Annotated in this window: 15 protein-coding genes and 1 pseudogene; 7 read left to right on the top strand and 9 right to left on the bottom strand. The window is 67.3% G+C overall.

Annotation, left to right across the window (positions count from 1 at the left end; genetic code table 11):
• The 3 genes and pseudogenes from obgE to rplU form a co-directional block, all read right to left on the bottom strand.
• Positions 1–179, bottom strand: a pseudogene (obgE, locus tag ACFVWR_RS14040) (GTPase ObgE); the annotation flags it as partial.
• A gap of 192 nt (positions 180–371) precedes the next feature.
• The gene (gene rpmA, locus ACFVWR_RS14035) at positions 372–626 is read right to left on the bottom strand and encodes a 50S ribosomal protein L27 (protein ID WP_387213084.1); all 255 of its coding nucleotides are present in this window, start codon (positions 624–626) and stop codon (positions 372–374) included.
• Between the two features lie 32 nt (positions 627–658).
• Positions 659–967 carry a 50S ribosomal protein L21 gene (rplU, locus tag ACFVWR_RS14030; RefSeq protein ID WP_387213081.1) on the bottom strand — a complete coding sequence of 103 codons (309 nt, stop codon included), beginning with the start codon at positions 965–967 and terminating at the stop codon, positions 659–661.
• Between the two features lie 276 nt (positions 968–1,243).
• On the opposite strand from rplU, the gene ACFVWR_RS14025 reads away from it, so the two are divergent.
• Positions 1,244–1,519, top strand: coding sequence for a DUF4031 domain-containing protein (locus ACFVWR_RS14025; RefSeq protein WP_387213078.1), 276 nt, complete (start codon positions 1,244–1,246; stop codon positions 1,517–1,519).
• Positions 1,520–1,552: 33 nt separating this feature from the next.
• Here ACFVWR_RS14025 and ACFVWR_RS14020 read toward each other — a convergent pair whose 3' ends face one another.
• Positions 1,553–4,153 carry an Rne/Rng family ribonuclease gene (locus tag ACFVWR_RS14020; RefSeq protein ID WP_387213075.1) on the bottom strand — a complete coding sequence of 867 codons (2,601 nt, stop codon included), beginning with the start codon at positions 4,151–4,153 and terminating at the stop codon, positions 1,553–1,555.
• 305 nt (positions 4,154–4,458) lie between these two features.
• On the opposite strand from ACFVWR_RS14020, the gene ACFVWR_RS14015 reads away from it, so the two are divergent.
• Complete coding sequence (locus ACFVWR_RS14015; protein WP_387213073.1) at positions 4,459–5,061, top strand: vitamin K epoxide reductase family protein; 603 nt, start codon at positions 4,459–4,461, stop codon at positions 5,059–5,061.
• Between the two features lie 85 nt (positions 5,062–5,146).
• Here the strand turns inward: ACFVWR_RS14015 and ndk are convergent, their stop codons facing one another.
• The 5 genes from ndk to ACFVWR_RS13990 form a co-directional block, all read right to left on the bottom strand.
• The gene (gene ndk, locus ACFVWR_RS14010) at positions 5,147–5,566 is read right to left on the bottom strand and encodes a nucleoside-diphosphate kinase (RefSeq protein WP_387213070.1); all 420 of its coding nucleotides are present in this window, start codon (positions 5,564–5,566) and stop codon (positions 5,147–5,149) included.
• Entirely contained in the window at positions 5,563–5,958 is a 396-nt protein-coding gene (locus ACFVWR_RS14005; protein WP_387213067.1) for a DUF4233 domain-containing protein, read from the bottom strand. The genes ndk and ACFVWR_RS14005 overlap by 4 nt, the downstream gene beginning before the upstream one ends.
• Positions 5,955–7,316 carry a bifunctional folylpolyglutamate synthase/dihydrofolate synthase gene (locus tag ACFVWR_RS14000; protein ID WP_387213064.1) on the bottom strand — a complete coding sequence of 454 codons (1,362 nt, stop codon included), beginning with the start codon at positions 7,314–7,316 and terminating at the stop codon, positions 5,955–5,957. The genes ACFVWR_RS14005 and ACFVWR_RS14000 overlap by 4 nt, the downstream gene beginning before the upstream one ends.
• A complete protein-coding gene (gene ileS, locus ACFVWR_RS13995; protein ID WP_387213061.1) occupies positions 7,309–10,710 on the bottom strand; it encodes an isoleucine--tRNA ligase in 3,402 nt (1,133 codons plus the stop codon). The genes ACFVWR_RS14000 and ileS overlap by 8 nt, the downstream gene beginning before the upstream one ends.
• 222 nt (positions 10,711–10,932) lie before the next feature.
• A complete protein-coding gene (locus tag ACFVWR_RS13990; RefSeq protein WP_387213058.1) occupies positions 10,933–11,562 on the bottom strand; it encodes a TetR/AcrR family transcriptional regulator in 630 nt (209 codons plus the stop codon).
• A 68-nt stretch (positions 11,563–11,630) separates the two neighbouring features.
• Between ACFVWR_RS13990 and ACFVWR_RS13985 the strand changes: the two genes are divergently transcribed.
• The 5 genes from ACFVWR_RS13985 (at position 11,631) to ACFVWR_RS13965 (ending at position 16,981) form a co-directional block, all read left to right on the top strand.
• Complete coding sequence (locus ACFVWR_RS13985) at positions 11,631–12,998, top strand: MFS transporter (RefSeq protein ID WP_387213055.1); 1,368 nt, start codon at positions 11,631–11,633, stop codon at positions 12,996–12,998.
• A gap of 89 nt (positions 12,999–13,087) precedes the next feature.
• On the top strand, positions 13,088–15,697 hold the full coding sequence (gene valS, locus ACFVWR_RS13980; protein ID WP_387213052.1) for a valine--tRNA ligase: 2,610 nt from the start codon (positions 13,088–13,090) through the stop codon (positions 15,695–15,697).
• Complete coding sequence (locus ACFVWR_RS13975; protein WP_387213049.1) at positions 15,694–16,140, top strand: GNAT family N-acetyltransferase; 447 nt, start codon at positions 15,694–15,696, stop codon at positions 16,138–16,140. Before valS ends, ACFVWR_RS13975 begins: the two co-directional genes overlap by 4 nt.
• A 113-nt stretch (positions 16,141–16,253) precedes the next feature.
• On the top strand, positions 16,254–16,712 hold the full coding sequence (locus tag ACFVWR_RS13970) for a GNAT family N-acetyltransferase (RefSeq protein WP_387213046.1): 459 nt from the start codon (positions 16,254–16,256) through the stop codon (positions 16,710–16,712).
• On the top strand, positions 16,712–16,981 hold the full coding sequence (locus ACFVWR_RS13965; protein ID WP_387213043.1) for a hypothetical protein: 270 nt from the start codon (positions 16,712–16,714) through the stop codon (positions 16,979–16,981). Before ACFVWR_RS13970 ends, ACFVWR_RS13965 begins: the two co-directional genes overlap by 1 nt.
• Positions 16,982–17,006 lie beyond the last annotated feature (25 nt).

The following is a 17,006-nucleotide window of genomic DNA, read 5'->3' as shown; positions in this document are numbered from 1 at the left end:
TAGTCGAGGAGCGTCGTCACGGCCTGGTCGACGACCAGGATGACATCGCCGCCACGGCCGCCGTTGCCGCCGTCCGGGCCGCCGAGCGGCTTGAACTTCTCACGGTGAACGGAGGCACAGCCGTGGCCTCCGTTACCCGCGGCGACATGCAGTTCGACGCGGTCCACGAAGGTGGTCATGGTTCAGTGCCTCCTGGGGGTTCCTCCGACGAAGGGCCGGAGGAGTACGAAATGTCTTTGCTCGTCGTTCATTGGAAACACACGAAGGGCGGACCTGCTTCCCGATCCGGAAGCCGAAGCTTCTGGCCGGGCAAGCAAGGTCCGCCCTCGCGAAAACGCTCTACGGAGCCTGAGTCCTAGGAACTAGGGGTTTCAGGCGACCGGAACGATGTTCACGACCTTGCGGCCGCGGTGCGTACCGAACTCCACCGCACCGGCGCTCAGCGCGAACAGGGTGTCGTCGCCGCCACGGCCGACGTTCACGCCGGGGTGGAAGTGGGTGCCGCGCTGGCGGACGATGATCTCGCCCGCGCCGACGACCTGGCCGCCGAAGCGCTTCACGCCGAGGCGCTGCGCGTTCGAGTCACGACCGTTACGAGTGGAGCTTGCGCCCTTTTTGTGTGCCATCTGCTTGCTCTCCTAAGCCTGTGCTCGACGCGTTACTTGATGCCGGTGACTTTGACGCGCGTGAGCTCCTGACGGTGGCCCTGGCGCTTCTTGTAACCGGTCTTGTTCTTGAACTTCTGGATGACGATCTTCGGGCCGCGGAGGTCGCCCAGCACCTCGGCCGTGACCGTGACCTTGGCGAGCGACGACGCGTCGGAAGTGATCTTGTCGCCGTCGACAAGCAGCACGGCAGCCAGCTCGACGTTGCCATCTTTGTTGGCCTTGATGCGGTCCATCGTCACGATGGTGCCGACCTCGACCTTTTCCTGGCGGCCACCGGCGCGCACAACTGCGTAAACCACTTTACGTACCTTTTCTCTGGGGAACAGCTCCCCTGGCTCAGCTCGAGCCCTGGACCTGGTCCTACTGTCTTTGTCTTCAGGAAGTTACTGGCGAGCCGGCGCATCGTACGAAACGACTGCTGCTCTCAGAAAACCATGGCGCTCGTGTGGACGGCGTCCAACACACACCAACGGTCAACTTTACCCGATGGCCCACATGCGGTCAAACTCAGGATCGAGCGAGTCGGATGGGGGTCGGGCCGCGCCGACATCGGCGACGGTTCCTACAATCATTGTATGACGGTCCTGATCGATCCCCCGCAATGGCCCGCCCACGGCATGTTGTGGTCGCATCTCGTCAGCGACGCCTCCCTGGATGAGCTCCACGCCTTCGCGGCGGCGAACGACGTCGCGCCGCGCGCGTTCGACCTCGACCACTACGACGTGCCGGATCGCAGGTACGACGAGCTGGTCGCCGCGGGCGCAACACCCGTCGGCGGCAAGGAGCTGGTGACCCGGCTTCGAGCGAGCGGGCTCAGAGTGAAGGCGCGGGATCGAGTGCGCAAGCACTGATCCCACGCCTTCGCGAATCGGTCGGCGGAGTCGCTACTCCTCCGACTCCGTTCGCGTGATCTCGGGGGCGACCGAACCGCCCGCGATGGCCGCTGTGCTCACGCGCCTGCTGCGCCCGCGGCCCTGACCCGGCTGCTTCGGCTGCGGCAGGGCGTCGAGCACCGACCCGAGGAGCTCATCGGCGTCCTTGGCCTTCGGGCGGCGCACCGCGGGTGCGGCGGCGACAGGGATGTCGAGCAGCGTGACGGGCGCATCCGCGGCCGGAGCCGCATCCGACGCCTGCGACCCCGAAGCATCGGGCGACTCGGCCTGAGCCGCGGCTTCTTCCGAGGGCTTCTCCGACTTCTTGGAGCTCTTTCTGCGCGACTTCTTGGGCGCGGGCGCCGCCGACTCCTCGACGGCGCTCTGCGGCGCCGACTGGTCTGCGCCCTCGGTCTGCTCCGGAGCGATGTGCTTGCCGTGACCGGCCTCGTCCTGGTCGTGGCTGTGTGCCGCCAACGTGCTCGCGGCGATCTGCGCGAGCGCGCCCCGGGCGTCTTCCGTGATGGCGTGGGTCGCAGCGTTCGCGCCGCCACCGTTCGACGACGCGCTTCCGCCGTTGCCGTTGTTCCCGCCACCGGATGCGTTTCCACCGGACTGCTGACCGCCGCGGCCGCGACGGCGCTCGCTCTGCGGCTGCTGCTGCGGCGTCTGACGGTGCTTGGTGACCGGGTCGTGGTGCACGACGACGCCGCGACCGGCGCAGACCTCGCAGGCCTCGCTGAACGTCTCGAGCAGTCCGAGTCCGAGCTTCTTGCGGGTCATCTGAACGAGGCCGAGCGAGGTGACCTCCGCCACCTGGTGCTTCGTGCGGTCGCGACTGAGGCACTCGATGAGACGCCGCAGCACGAGATCGCGGTTCGACTCGAGAACCATGTCGATGAAGTCGACGACGATGATGCCGCCGATGTCGCGCAAGCGGAGCTGGCGCACGATCTCTTCGGCCGCTTCCAGGTTGTTCTTGGTGACGGTCTCTTCGAGGTTTCCGCCCGAACCGACGAACTTGCCGGTGTTGACGTCGACGACCGTCATGGCCTCGGTGCGGTCGATCACCAGGGAACCGCCGGAAGGAAGCCAGACCTTGCGGTCGAGCGCCTTCTCGATCTGCTCGGTGATGCGGTGCTCGTCGAACGCATCCCGGTCACCCGCGTAGGTCTCGACCCGGTCGAGCAGATCGGGAGCGACCTGGCGGAGGTAGGTCTCGATCGTCGACTGGGCGTCCGCGCCGGCGATGATCAGCTTCTGGAAGTCCTCGTTGAAGACGTCCCGCACGATCTTGATGAGCAGATCGGGCTCGCTGTGCAGCAGCGCGGGAGCGTTGACCGTCTCGACCTGCTTCGAGATGTCGGCCCACTGCGCGGTGAGCCGCGTGACGTCGAGCGTCAGCTGCTCCTCGGTGGCCCCTTCGGCCGCCGTGCGCACGATGACACCGGTGTTCTCGGGGAGCACCTCTTTGAGGATCTTCTTGAGCCGGGCACGCTCGGTGTCGGGCAGCTTGCGGCTGATCCCGTTCATCGAGCCGTTCGGCACGTACACGAGGTACCGGCCGGGAAGCGACACCTGGCTCGTGAGGCGCGCGCCCTTGTGACCGACAGGGTCTTTGGTGACCTGCACGAGAACGCGGTCGCCCGGCTTGAGTGCGAGCTCGATGCGGCGCGGCTGATTGCCGGTCTCCGCCGCATCCCAGTCGACCTCACCGGAGTAGAGCACCGCGTTGCGGCCGCGACCGATGTCGACGAACGCCGCCTCCATGCTGGGCAGCACGTTCTGCACGCGACCGAGGTAGACGTTGCCGATGAGCGACGCCTCCTGCGACTTCGCGACATAGTGCTCGACGAGCACCTTGTCTTCGAGAACGCCGATCTGGATACGGCCCGACTTCTCGCGCACGATCATCTGGCGGTCGACGGACTCGCGGCGTGCGAGGAACTCGGCCTCGGTGATCACCGGTCTGCGGCGGCCGGCGTCACGACCGTCACGACGACGCTGCTTCTTCGCCTCCAGACGCGTGGAGCCCTTGACCCGCTGCGGCTCGGTGATGAGCTCGGGTTCGCGGGGCGTGCGCACCTTGACGACGGTGTTCGCCGGGTCGTTCGATCCGCTGCGGCTCTCTTCGCCGGCCCGGCGGCGCGAGCGTCGGCGCACCGATCCTCCGTCATCGTCGGAGTCGTCGTCCGGCAGCGGAGGCAGCGGCTTGATGTCCGGCGCCTGGAAGAGCAGCGTCGTGGGCGGCAGGCCCGGCAGTTGACTCTCTGCCGACAGTGCCGGCTGGGTCGGCTGGGTCGACTCGGCCGCTTCAGCCGCCTCGGCAGGCTCCGCCGCGGGCTCGATGGTGCCTTCTGGGGTCTGGGTCACGGTGTCGGGCTCCTCGGCCTTCGGCTCTGCGTGTGGGGTCGCTTCGGCCGCCGGCTGCTCGACTGCAGAGGCAGGAGCGACCGGGGTCGTCGAAACGGCAGGTGTCGACGCCGAGGACACGGCCGCCTTCTTGGCACTCTTGCGCGATCCGAAGAGGCGTGACCTCTTCTTCACCCCGCCCTCTGCGCCTGCTTCCGTTCCGTTGACCGTGTTCTTGTCAGTATTTTCGTTTTCCACCATCGCTGGTGCACTCCTCGACCGGCGCGGTTCCCCGCACTCCGGGTACTCTCCGTAGCGAATGCGACGCTCGCGCCCCACCCGCAATTCTCCATGTGTGCGACCGGCTCGTGGCTCTGGTCGCACTTCTCGATGTCATTCGGCCGGCCACTCGGACCGGCCCGTACTGGGCGTTGCACGCCCTCAAGCCTTCTTTGGCGTCTTCTCGGCGTGCGGCCGTGAAGACTTCGTAACGATTATCGCATGTCCGCACGGCATCCGCCGTCTCTCCCAGTTCGACACGCGAAGTGCTATGTCATAATCCGACTGTGTCACCCACTACCAGCAGACGTCCGATCGCCCTGGCAATCTTCCTCATCGTGGCGGGCGCCATAGGCTTCCTGGCGGCTTTCCAGCTCACGATCGACAAGTTCGATCTACTGGCCGATCCGAACGCTCAGCTGTCGTGCAACTTCAGCATTCTCGTGAGCTGTTCCACGAACCTCTCGTCGTGGCAGGGATCCCTGCTCGGCTTCCCGAACCCGCTGCTCGGGCTCGTCGGCTGGACGGCGACCATCGCCGTCGGCGCCGGCATCCTCGCCTGCGCTCGGTACGCCAAATGGTTCTGGATGCTCTTCAACCTCGGCGTCGTCGCAGCGCTCGCCCTCGTGATCTTCCTGATCACGCAGTCCGTCATGGTCCTCAACGTGCTGTGCCCGTGGTGCATGGTGACCTGGCTCGTGACCATCCCGACGTTCTGGGCGGTGAGCCTCTACAACCTGAAGGAAGGGAACATTCCCGTTCCGGCATCCGCCCGCCGCTTCTTCGGCAAGCTGTACGGCTGGGTGCCGCTCATCACCATCGTCTGTTACGCGATCGTCGCGATCTGGGCCCAGGTGCGGCTCGATTGGATCCACAACGTCTTCATCTAGACCACGCGGCAAGAACAACGAAGGGTCCCGACGCGCCGTCGGAGCGTGTGCTCCAACGGCGAGTCGGGACCCTTCGTGGTGAGGCTTAGAACCAGAGGGCGAGCTCGCGCGCTGCCGACTCGGGCGAGTCGGAGCCGTGCACCAGGTTCTGCTGCACCTTGAGACCCCAGTCGCGGGCGAGGTCGCCGCGGATGGTGCCGGGCGCCGCGGTCGTCGGGTCGGTCGTGCCGGCCAGCGAGCGGAATCCCTCGATGACGCGGTTGCCCGCGACACGGATGGCGACGATCGGGCCGGACTCCATGAACTCGACGAGCGGCTCGTAGAACGGCTTGCCCACGTGCTCCTCGTAGTGCTTGGCGAGCAGCTCGCGGTCGGCCTGGAACATCTTCAGGTCGACGAGCGAGTATCCCTTCGCCTCGATGCGGCGCAGGATCTCACCGGTGAGGTTGCGGGCGACCCCGTCGGGCTTGACGAGTACGAGTGTCTCTTCGACATCGGTGGTCATGGATTCTCCGTTCCGTTGGTTGCCGCACGTGCGGCTCGGTTGTTTCGGTCGATTCGGGCGCCCGCGATCATGCAGTACGCCCAGAGGGCCGTGAAGATGACGCCGACGATGAAGAAGGCGGGCACGAGGAAGCCGGCGGCGACGACCACGAGCTGGATGAACCAGCCGAGCCAGATGCCTCCGGGGTGCCGAAGCGTTGCGGCCGCGACGATCATCAGCAGCACCACCACGCCTCCCCCGCCGAGCGCGATGGCCGGAGGAAGTGCCTTCAGCCCGAAGAGCACCAGCGCGCCGAGGAAGACGACCACCAGCTCGAAGGCGAGCACGATCGAACCCAGGCTCTCCTGCACGCCGCGCGCCCGGCGCGGCTTGCGGGGCGACGCGTCGCTCATTCCGCGTTCTTCCAGTTCTGCTCAGCCGCGATGGCCATGGCCTCACCGACGAGAGTGATCGAGCCCGTCACGACGACGGCGCGACTCTGACCGTCCTGAGCCCAGTCGCGAGCCTGCTCCAGCGCGTCTTCGAGGTCGCTGAACACGAACGTGCTCTCGGCTCCGGTGGTCGCGAGCACCAGGTCGCCCAGTGTCTCCTCGTCCATCGCGCGATCGGAGTGCGACCGCGTGACGTGGAAGCGAGCGGCGACGGGAGCGAGTTCCGCGAGGATGCCCTGGGCATCCTTGTCGCCGAGGATGCCCACCACGAACACGATCTCCTCGAACCCGAAGTACGTTCGCAGCGCCGCGGCGAGGGTCTTCGCCCCGGCCGGATTGTGGGCCGCATCGACCAGCACGGTCGGTTCGACGCCGATCAGCTGCAGTCGCCCCGGGGAGGTCGCGGTGGCGAACCCTTCTTCGAGCAGCGCGGCGTTCAGCGGCTGAGTTCCACGGCCGAGGAACGTCTCGACCGCGGCGACGGCCACGGCGGCGTTCTGCGCCTGGTGATCGCCGTAGAGCGGGAGGAACAGCTCGTCGTAGGTGGCGGCCCGGCCACGGATGGTGACGAGCTGACCGCCGACCGCCACCGAGGTCTTCGCCACGTCGAACGACTCGGGAGCAGCGGCGAACGTCGACTCGGTGAGCTCTGCCGCCGCGACCAGCTCGGCCAGGGCCTCGGCCGGCTGCGCCGCACTGACGACGTCGGCGGCGGGCTTGATGATCCCCGACTTCGTGCGCGCGATGGCGGCGACGGTGGAGCCGAGCGCCTTCGTGTGGTCCAGCGAGATGGGCGTGAAGACCGCGACCTGACCGTCCCCCACGTTCGTCGAGTCCCACTCGCCGCCCATACCGACCTCGATCACGGCGACATCGACCGGAGCGTCGGCGAACGCCGCGAACGCCAGAGCGGTGAGCGCTTCGAAGAACGTCAGCGGAGCCTGGCCCGCCTCCGCGAGCTCGGCGTCCACGATCTCGAGGTAGGGCTGCACGTCCTCCCAGTTGCGCACGAGGCTCTCATCGCTGATCGGCTCGCCGTCGATCATGATGCGCTCGTTGAAGCGCACCAGGTGCGGGCTGGTCATGAGCCCCGTGCGCAGGCCGTAGGCGCGCAGGATGCTCTCCGCGATCCGGCTCGTGCTGGTCTTGCCGTTGGTGCCCGTGATGTGGATGATCGGGTACGCCCGCTGAGGATCGCCGAGCAGCTCGACCGCGCGCCGGGTGGCGTCGAGCCGGCGCTCGGGCGCCCCCTCGCCGACGCGCGCGAGAAGCGCCTGGTAGACGGCGTCCGCAGCCTCGGTGAAGTCGTCGTCAGACATCGGCTCTCCCGTCCTGGCGGGTCACCGCCACGATGAAGCGGCCGGCGTTCGCGAACTGTCCGGCAGCGAAATCCTGGTAGAAGGCAGCGTCGTGCTCCACCACGGACGCCAGCCATTCGGAGCCGATCGCCCCGTCGACCGAGCCCACCTGAGCCGACGATGACGGAGCGAACACGCGCGCGACCGGCGCCAGCGTCTCGGCGGCGATGTCCACCTCGCTCGCCAGGTCGATCGCGGCCGCATCCCGGTCGTCGAAGAAGACGAGGTCGAGGCGGATGCGGTCGCTCACGTCGAGTCCGGCGGCCTTGCGGGTGTCCTGCACGGCGCGGATCACGTCGCGTGAGAGGCCCTCTGCCTGCAACTCGGGCGTCGTGACCGTGTCGAGCAGCACGAAGCCACCGGCAGGGAGCAGAGCCAGAGCGGTCGTCGACTCTCCGTCGGCCTGCGCCGTCTCCAGCACGAGGTCGTACTCGCCGTCGACCAGTTCGAGCCCGCCCGCGGTCACGACACCGTCGACCTCCGACCAGTCGCCCGAGCGAGCGGCCTGGATGACCTTCTGCACGTCTTTGCCCAGGCGAGGGCCGGCGACTCGGGCGTTCACGGTCAGCTTGCTCGTGATGCCGTACTCGCTCGCACTCGTGTCCTGCAGCTCGACGGCTTTGACGGACTTGACGTTGAGCTCGTCGCGGAGGATTCCCTCGAACGGGGCCAGCGCAGCGGCGTTGTGCGCGACGACGGTCAGCGACGCGAGAGGCAGGCGCACCCGCAGCCCGGCCTGCTTGCGCAGCGACAGCACGGTGGAGCTGATCGACCGGATGCTGTCCATCGCCTCGACGAGAGCGTCATCGGCCGGGAACGCCCCGGCGTCGGGCCAGTCGCTCAGGTGCACGCTGCGCCCACCGGTGAGTCCCTGCCAGATGCGCTCGGAGATCAGGGGAAGCAGCGGTGCGGAGACCCGGGTGACCGTCTCGAGAACGGTGTAGAGCGTGTCGAACGCCTCGCTGTTCGAGCCGTCGTCTCCCACGCCCTCCCAGAAGCGGTCGCGGGAGCGCCGAACGTACCAGTTGGTGAGAACGTCGGCGAAGTCGCGCAGTTTGCCCGCCGCGAGCGTGCTGTCGAGGGCTTCGAGGTCGGTCGTCACGTCTTCGACCAGATCGCGCGTCTTGGCGAGCAGGTAGCGGTCGAGCACATCCGTCGAGTCGGTGCGCCACTTCGCCTCGTATCCGCTCGCGTTGGCGTACAGGGAGAAGAAGTACCAGGTGCTCCACAGCGGCAGCAGCACCTGCCGAACGCCCTCGCGGATGCCCTCCTCGGTGACGATGAGGTTTCCGCCGCGCAGCACGGGGCTCGACATGAGGAACCAGCGCATCGCGTCGGAGCCGTCGCGGTCGAACACCTCGTTGACATCGGGGTAGTTGCGCAGCGACTTGGACATCTTCTGCCCGTCACTGCCGAGCACGATGCCGTGGCTGATCACGTTCTTGAAAGCTGGACGGTCGAAGATCGCCGTCGACAGCACGTGCATCATGTAGAACCAGCCGCGCGTCTGCCCGATGTACTCCACGATGAAGTCGGCGGGGCTGTGCGTGTCGAACCACTCCTGGTTCTCGAACGGGTAGTGCACCTGAGCGAAGGGCATCGATCCCGAGTCGAACCACACGTCGAACACGTCGGAGATGCGGCGCATCGTCGAACGGCCGGTCGGGTCGTCGGGGTTCGGGCGCGTGAGCTCGTCGATGTACGGACGGTGCAGGTCGGGCTCCCCCTCCGCGTTCAGCGGAAGCCGGCCGAAGTCGGCTTCGAGCTCGGCCAGCGACCCGTACACGTCGATGCGGGGATACTCGGGGTCGTCGCTCTTCCACACCGGGATCGGCGAACCGAAATACCGATTGCGTGAGATCGACCAGTCGCGGGCGTTGCTCAGCCACTTGCCGAACTGGCCGTCTTTCACGTTCTCCGGCACCCAGGTGATCTCCTGGTTGAGCTCGACCATGCGGTCGCGGAACTCGGTGACCCGCACGAACCAGCTCGAGACCGCCTTGTAGATGAGCGGGTTGCGGCAGCGCCAGCAGTGCGGGTACGAGTGCTCGTAGCTCGCCTGGCGGAGCAGGCGGCCGTTCTCGCGCAACAGCTTGGTCAGCGGCTTGTTCGCCTCGAACACCTGCAGCCCGGCCACATCCGTCACGACCGGGAGGAAGCGCGCGCCGTCGTCGACCGAGACGATCACCGGGATGCCCGCCGCCTCGCTGACCCTCTGGTCGTCCTCACCGTAGGCAGGAGCCTGATGGACGATGCCGGTGCCGTCCTCCGTCGTCACGTAGTCGTCGACGAGGATGCGCCAGGCGTTCTGCGTGCCGTACGTCTCGGTGTCCGCGTAGTAGTCCCAGAGCCGGTCGTAGGTCACATCCTCGAGCTCGGCCCCCCGCACGCGCCGTGTCACGGCCGCAAGCGCATCGGCCGGCGACCCATAGCCCAGGTCTTTCGCGTAGTTGCCGACGAGGTCGACCGCCAGCAGGTACTCGGCGCCGAGGTCGGCGTGCTCCGGGCTGCCGTGGCCGTCTGCCGCTCCGTTGGGGCCGGCGGGAACCACCGCGTACGTGATGTCGGGCCCGACGGCGAGGGCGAGGTTGGTGGGAAGCGTCCAGGGTGTCGTCGTCCAGGCGAGGGCCCGCACCGCGGTGAGGCCGAGCGCTTCCGCCTTCGCCCCGGTCAGCGGGAACGTCACGGTGACGGTCTGGTCCTGACGCATCTTGTAGACGTCGTCGTCCATCCGCAGCTCGTGGTTCGACAGCGGCGTCTGGTCGCGCCAGCAGTAGGGCAGCACGCGATAGCCCTCGTAGGCGAGGCCCTTGTCGTGGAGTTGCTTGAACGCCCAGAGCACCGACTCCATGAACGTCACGTCGAGGGTCTTGTAGTCGTTGTCGAAGTCGACCCAGCGAGCCTGACGAGTGACGTACTCCTGCCATTCGCGCGTGTAGTGCAGCACCGAGTCCCGCGCGGCGGCGTTGAAGGCGGCAATGCCCATCGCCTCGATCTGGCTCTTGTCGGTGATGCCGAGCTGCCGCTCCGCCTCGAGCTCAGCCGGAAGACCGTGGGTGTCCCAGCCGAAGCGCCGCTCCACCTTCTTGCCGCGCATCGTCTGGAATCGGGGGAAGACGTCTTTCGCGTATCCCGTCAGCAGGTGGCCGTAGTGCGGCAGACCGTTCGCGAACGGCGGGCCGTCGTAGAAGACCCACTCCGGAGCATCGGCGCGGTTGTCGATGGAGGCACGGAAGGTGCCGTCGTTCTTCCAGTAGTCGAGAACCTCTGTCTCGATCTCCGGGAAGACAGGGCTCGGCGTCACGCCCGCGCGGGCGGCATCGGTCGGATCTTCCTGGGACTTGGGGTACGGCATCTCACTCCTGGCAGGTCGTTCTTCTGCACGAGGACGCCAGGCGCTCGAAGCGCTTGTCGCGGTACCACCCCGCTTGCCGCATCCACCCTCTCGTGGATGCGACCGCTCTTTCATGGGCTGTGACGGGCCCGTCCCGTTCGGTTCTACTTGGCCGGCGCGAGCGCCTGCCGTTCTTCCGAAGACTCTCCGGTGATGGCCGGGTCGCAGTCTGTGCTCACGATTCTACCCGGTCGCGGCGGGTTCATCGAAGACCGCTTGATAGCCGGCGCAGACCGGCGCGATTGCCGCCTCGACGAGCGGGCGCAGTTCGCCTCTGCCCACCCCTGATCTTGCCCACACTGCGGCGGCAGCGACGGCAGCGCCGATCACTGAGGTCGCGACGCTGCGCGGAAGAAGATCGCCGGGATCGGCGCCGGTGCGGCGGGCGACCTCCTCGCTGAGCAGCCGCACCAGGGAGAGGAAGCGCGGCAGGGCCGACGACTCGAGTTCGGCGTTCGTACCCATCAGGTCGTACTGCGTCACGGCCAGCGGGAGACGGGCCGGCCCGAACTGCTCGGCCAGCGCGAGCACCGCATCCTGCACCGCCTGCGTCACCGGGACGCCGTCGGGCACGCCGTCGAGCAGCTCGCCGAACCGCGCGAGAGACTCGTCGACCTCCTGCCAGAGCAGGTCGGCCTTCGAGCCGAAGTAGTTGAAGAAGGTCGCGCGGCTCACCCCCGCTCGCTGCGCGATCTCCTCGATCGTGGTGCCCGCATAGGTCTGTTCGAGGAAGAGCTCGGCGGCCGCCTCGGCCAGCGTCTGCCTGGACGACAGGCGCGGCCGACCCGATCCGGAATGCGACGGCTGTCTCACGCGTTGTCCTCCATGCCTATTATTGGACTCGATCCAATTATCATCCACAGCCGCCGCATCGAAGGACAATGACCGTCGTGAGTTCACCTGACACCATCACGTACAGCAGCACCGACCGCCCGGGCATCACCCCGGGCACCGCCCGACGCGTCACCATCGCATCCTTCGTGGGCACGTCGCTCGAGTCGTACGACTTCTACCTGTTCGCCTACTTCAGTGCGTTCTTCGTCGGCCCGCTCTTCTTCGCACCCCTCGGCGTCTTCGGCGGTGTGCTCGCCGGGTTCCTCACGATCGCCGCCGGGTTCGTCATCCGGCCGATCGGCGCCGTGATCTTCGGCAACCTGGGCGACCGCATCGGGCGCCGCCCGACGCTCCTGATCACCATCCTGATGATGGGCGTCGGAACAGGGCTCGTCGGCGTTCTGCCGACGTACGCACAGGCCGGCTGGTTCGGTGCGATCGCGCTGGTCGTGCTCCGCCTCGTTCAGGGGCTCTCGCTCGGCGGCGAATGGGGCGGCTCGATCCTGCTCGCGACCGAGTACGCGAACCCGAAGCGCCGGGGGTTCTACGCGGCACTCCCCCAGCTCGGGTCTCCGGTCGGCTCCATCCTGAGCGCCGTCGTCTTCATCGCGATCACCGCCATCATGCCGGCGGATCAGATCGCCGCCTGGGGTTGGCGCATCCCGTTCCTCACGGCTATTCCCCTGCTGCTCGTCTCGCTGTACCTGCGCTGGTCGATCGACGAGACCCCGGTGTTCAAGCAGTTGCTCGCCACCGGAAAGCGCGACCGCTTCCCTGTGCTCGACGTCTTCCGCAAGGCTCCGGCCGGCTTCTTCATCGGGATCGGTGCCGCCATCCTCGGCATCGGGTCGTACTCGCTGATGAACACCTACATGGTCGACTACGGCACCGCCGTGCTGAAGTTCAGCTTCACCGACCTGCTGATCGCCACCACCATCGGCGGGCTGCTGCAGCTCGTGACGATCCCGTTGTTCGGTGTCTGGGCGACCAGGATCGGCTCGGCAAGAGTCGTCATGATCGGCGCCATCGGCACCCTGGTCATCGCCTTCCCCATGTACTACCTCCTGCAGTTCGCCACCTTCCCGATCCTCGTCGGCAGCATGATCGTCGGCGGAATCCTGCCGACGCTCGCCTGGGCAGGACTCGGCGGCCTCATGTCAGACCTCTTCCCGAGCACGGTGCGCTACAGCGGACTCTCCGTCGCCTACAGCCTGGCCGCGCTGCTCACCGCGTTCGTGCCGGCGCTGACGTATCTGCTCGGCGGGGTTACGGGCAACGCCTGGTGGCACCCGGGCATCGTGCTCGGCCTGATGAGCGTGATCACGCTCGTCTCGGCGCTCCTCGCTGCGCGCCGCCGGCCCATCATCGACGAGCTCGAACCGGAGGCGGAACCGGAGCCCGTCGGCGTCGCCTGACCCGGGCGGGGTCGCGCTCCGGTAGCCTGGATACCGACATCCAGGCACCTCTCCATCGACACGGTGCCGCCCATACGATTCGGAGACCCATGAGCGCCGCCCAACCCCTGCCCGACAAGCCTGCACTCGAAGGCCTCGAATCCAAGTGGGGAGACCGCTGGCAGAGCGACGGGACCTTCCTGTTCGACCGGGCGGCCGCACTGGCGGCCGAGCGGCCCTGCATCTTCTCGATCGACACCCCGCCGCCCACCGCGAGCGGTTCGCTGCACATCGGCCACGTGTTCAGCTACACGCACACCGACGTGATCGCCCGCTACCACCGGATGCGCGGCCAGCACGTCTTCTACCCCATGGGCTGGGACGACAACGGCCTGCCCACCGAGCGCCGCGTGCAGAACTACTACGGGGTGCGCTGCGACCCGACCCTCCCCTACGACGCCGGCTTCGTGCCGCCGTTCGAGGGAGGGGACAACAAGAGCACCAAGGCGGCCGACCAGAAGCCGATCTCGCGCCGCAACTTCATCGAGCTGTGCGAGCGGCTGACCGTCGAAGACGAGAAGCAGTTCGAGGCCCTCTGGCGATCGCTCGGCCTCTCGGTCGACTGGAGCCAGACGTACCGCACGATCGGCACCGAGTCCCTGCACACCTCGCAGCTCGCGTTCCTGCGCAACATCGAACGCGGCGAGGCCTACCAGGCGATGGCCCCAACACTGTGGGATGTGACCTTCCGCACCGCTGTCGCCCAGGCCGAGCTCGAAGACCGGGAGCAGCCCGGGCAGTACCATCGCGTCGCGTTCCACGGCGAGGACGGCCCGGTCTACATCGAGACGACGCGCCCCGAGCTTCTGCCGGCGTGCGTGGCCCTGGTCGCGCATCCGGATGACGAGCGCTACCAGCCGCTCTTCGGCAAGACAGTCACCACACCGGTGTTCGGCGTCGAGGTGCCCGTGCTCGCCCACCACCTCGCCCAGCCCGACAAGGGTTCCGGCATCGCCATGATCTGCACCTTCGGCGACATCACCGACGTCACCTGGTGGCGTGAGCTCGATCTCCCGAACCGGGCGATCATCGGTTTCGACGGACGCATCGTGAGCGACGCGCCGCTGGCGATCACGTCGGAGGACGGCAAGGCGGCGTTCGCCGAACTCGCCGGCAAGACGGTGTTCTCGGCGAAGCAGGTCGTCGTGGAGAAACTGAAGGAGGCCGGCGACCTCGTCGGCGACCCGAAGCCCATCCAGCACCCGGTGAAGTTCTTCGAGAAGGGCGACAAGCCGCTCGAGATCGTCTCGACCAGGCAATGGTACGTCAAGAACGGCGCCCGCGACGAGGCGCTCCGCTCCCGCCTGCTCGAGCTCGGCAAGCAGCTGGAGTGGCACCCCGAGTTCATGCGTGTCCGTTACGAGAACTGGGTCGGCGGCCTCAGCGGGGACTGGCTCATCTCGCGTCAGCGCTTCTTCGGCGTTCCGATCCCGATCTGGTACCCGCTCGACGGCGACGGAAACCCGCGATTCGACGAGCCGATCCTGCCGAGCGTCGAGAGCCTGCCCGTCGACCCGTCGTCGGACGCGGCCCCCGGGTACGACGAGTCGCAGCGCAACCAGCCGAACGGCTTCGTCGGCGAACTCGATGTCATGGACACCTGGATGACCTCGTCGCTCACTCCGCAGCTGGCCGGTGGCTGGCAGCGTGACGAGGACCTGTTCGCGGCGGTGTTCCCGTACGACCTGCGTCCTCAGGGTCAGGACATCATCCGCACCTGGCTGTTCTCCACCATGCTCCGCTCGCAGCTCGAGCACGGTGTCGCCCCGTGGGCGCACACGGCGCTCTCCGGATTCATCGTCGACCCCGACCGCAAGAAGATGTCGAAGTCGAAGGGCAACGTCGTCACTCCCGCCGACATCCTGGAGAAGCACGGGTCGGATGCGGTGCGCTACTGGGCCGCCTCGTCCCGCCTCGGCACCGACTCGGCCTTCGACCCCCAGAACCCGACGCAGATCAAGATCGGGCGCCGGCTGGCGATCAAGATCTTGAACGCCGCCAAGTTCATCCTGAGCTTCGAGGCGCCCGCCACCGATGATCTCTCGCAGGTGACGAGCCCGCTCGACCAGAGCATGCTGCAGAACCTCGCGGCCGTCGTCACGGAGGCCACTTCGGCGCTCGACGGCTACGACCACGCCCGGGCGCTCGAAGTGAGCGAGACGTTCTTCTGGACGTTCTGCGACGACTATCTCGAGCTCGTCAAGGAGCGCGCGTACGGTGAGCGCACCCCGGAGCAGACGTCCGCGGTCGTCGCACTGCGGGTGGCGCTCTCGGCCATGCTCCGTCTGTTCGCGCCCGTGGTCCCGTTCGCCACCGAGGAGTCCTGGTCGTGGTTCAACGAAGGCTCCGTGCACGTCGCGCCGTGGCCGACGGCGGACGCACTGACCGGCGACTGGGCCGACAACGCTGCGGTTCTCGCGATCGTGGGCAAGGCGCTCACGAGCATCCGTGGCGCCAAGACCGCCGCAAAGGCCTCGCAGAAGGCCCTGGTCGACTACGCGGTCATCGCCGGTCCGGACTCCGCTGTGGGCGCCATCCGGCTCGCCGCAGACGACCTGCGTTCCGTGGGCAAGATCGGCGACCTGCGGTTCGAATCCGCCGACGAGCTCGCAGTGACGGATATCCTGCTTGCCCAGACCCCGACCGAGGAGGAACGATGACCGCGACGGTCCGACGGGTGCAAGACAACGAGTTCTTCACCTGGCTCGATCTCTATGCGGGCTACGGCGACTTCTACGAGAAGCCCCTCACCGACGAGAAGGCCCTGCTCGTCTGGAGCTGGATCACCGACCAGAGCCACGAGCTCGAGGCCTACTTCGCCGTCAACGAAGCGGGCGAGCCCATCGGCCTCGCGCACGTGCGCGAGTTCAGCCGCCCGCTCGACGGCAGCCGGGGCCTCTACCTCGACGATCTCTTCGTCGCGCCCGACGCGCGCGGAGGGGGTGCCGGTAAAGCGATCCTCGAGGCCCTCAGAGGGCGTGCGCGCGACGAGGGTCTGTCGGTCGTGCGCTGGATCACGGCGAAAGACAACGAGGCCGCCAGGCACGTCTACGACCAGGTCGCCGAGAAGACCAAGTGGGTCACTTACGATCTCGTTCCGTAGAATCGCGAGCGCATCCGGATACGAGCGGCGGCATCGACCACCGAGGATGTGCGCGGTATGGTCATGTCAGCACCACCCCTCAGCCCGGCGGGGAATGGCGAACGGAGGCACCAATGTCGATTGAGATTCGACCGGTCGCGGATGGCGATTTCTTCGCCTGGCTCGATCTCTACGAGCAGTACGCGGCGTTCTACGACACCCAGCTCACCGACCAGAAGGCTCTGCTCCTCTGGTCGTGGCTGACGGCGGACGACCATGAAGAAGACGGACTCGTCGCCGTGGACGGCGACCGCATCGTCGGCCTGGTGCACCTGAGAGAGTTCGCGCGGCCCCTGGAGGCCGACCGCGGGCTCTTCATCGACGACCTGTTCGTCGCCGAGAGCGAACGCGGCAAAGGCGTCGGCCGAGCCTTGATCGATGCGGCGCGCAACCGCGCGCAGGAGCGGGGCCTCGGCGTCGTGCAGTGGATCACCGCACACGACAACCAAGAAGCGCAGAGCGTCTACGACGCTGTCGGAGAGCGCACCTCCTGGGTCACCTACGAGATCGATCTGGTGAAGGGCGACGCCTGATGCAGCTCGGCACCCGCTGGGCCGTCGGCGGCGAAACACCGTCCACGCTGCCCGAAGTGGTCGGCTACGCGGTGCAGACCGTCGAGGAGGAGCTTGTGGCCACGGATGTGGACACGACCGGCTGGCGCTGGACGCTCACCTGGCTCGAGGGCAAGCCGGTGGTCGAGCTGGATGACGGCACGATCATCCGGTACAACCCGACCGAGGACTCGGCGACCATCACGCAGCCGTCCGCGGGCGAGCCCGACGAGTTCGACCTCGGCGAGTAACCCGTCTCCCGGCCGGTGCATCCGG

Source organism: Leifsonia sp. NPDC058292, assembly GCF_042880955.1.
Classification (GTDB): Bacteria; Actinomycetota; Actinomycetes; order Actinomycetales; family Microbacteriaceae; genus Leifsonia.
The sequence above is the reverse complement of the archived record's forward strand: the minus strand, read 5'-3'. Positions and strand labels throughout refer to the sequence as shown.

Excerpts from the sequence above, each read along its gene's own strand:
- rpmA (WP_387213084.1), bottom strand. The coding sequence starts at position 626 with ATGGCACACAAAAAGGGCGCAAGCTCCACTCGTAACGGTCGTGACTCG.
- ACFVWR_RS14025 (WP_387213078.1), top strand. The coding sequence starts at position 1,244 with ATGACGGTCCTGATCGATCCCCCGCAATGGCCCGCCCACGGCATGTTG.
- ACFVWR_RS14020 (WP_387213075.1), bottom strand. The coding sequence starts at position 4,153 with ATGGTGGAAAACGAAAATACTGACAAGAACACGGTCAACGGAACGGAA.
- ndk (WP_387213070.1), bottom strand. The coding sequence starts at position 5,566 with ATGACCACCGATGTCGAAGAGACACTCGTACTCGTCAAGCCCGACGGG.
- ACFVWR_RS14005 (WP_387213067.1), bottom strand. The coding sequence starts at position 5,958 with ATGAGCGACGCGTCGCCCCGCAAGCCGCGCCGGGCGCGCGGCGTGCAG.
- ACFVWR_RS14000 (WP_387213064.1), bottom strand. The coding sequence starts at position 7,316 with ATGTCTGACGACGACTTCACCGAGGCTGCGGACGCCGTCTACCAGGCG.
- ileS (WP_387213061.1), bottom strand. The coding sequence starts at position 10,710 with ATGCCGTACCCCAAGTCCCAGGAAGATCCGACCGATGCCGCCCGCGCG.
- ACFVWR_RS13985 (WP_387213055.1), top strand. The coding sequence starts at position 11,631 with ATGACCGTCGTGAGTTCACCTGACACCATCACGTACAGCAGCACCGAC.
- valS (WP_387213052.1), top strand. The coding sequence starts at position 13,088 with ATGAGCGCCGCCCAACCCCTGCCCGACAAGCCTGCACTCGAAGGCCTC.
- ACFVWR_RS13975 (WP_387213049.1), top strand. The coding sequence starts at position 15,694 with ATGACCGCGACGGTCCGACGGGTGCAAGACAACGAGTTCTTCACCTGG.
- ACFVWR_RS13970 (WP_387213046.1), top strand. The coding sequence starts at position 16,254 with ATGTCGATTGAGATTCGACCGGTCGCGGATGGCGATTTCTTCGCCTGG.
- ACFVWR_RS13965 (WP_387213043.1), top strand. The coding sequence starts at position 16,712 with ATGCAGCTCGGCACCCGCTGGGCCGTCGGCGGCGAAACACCGTCCACG.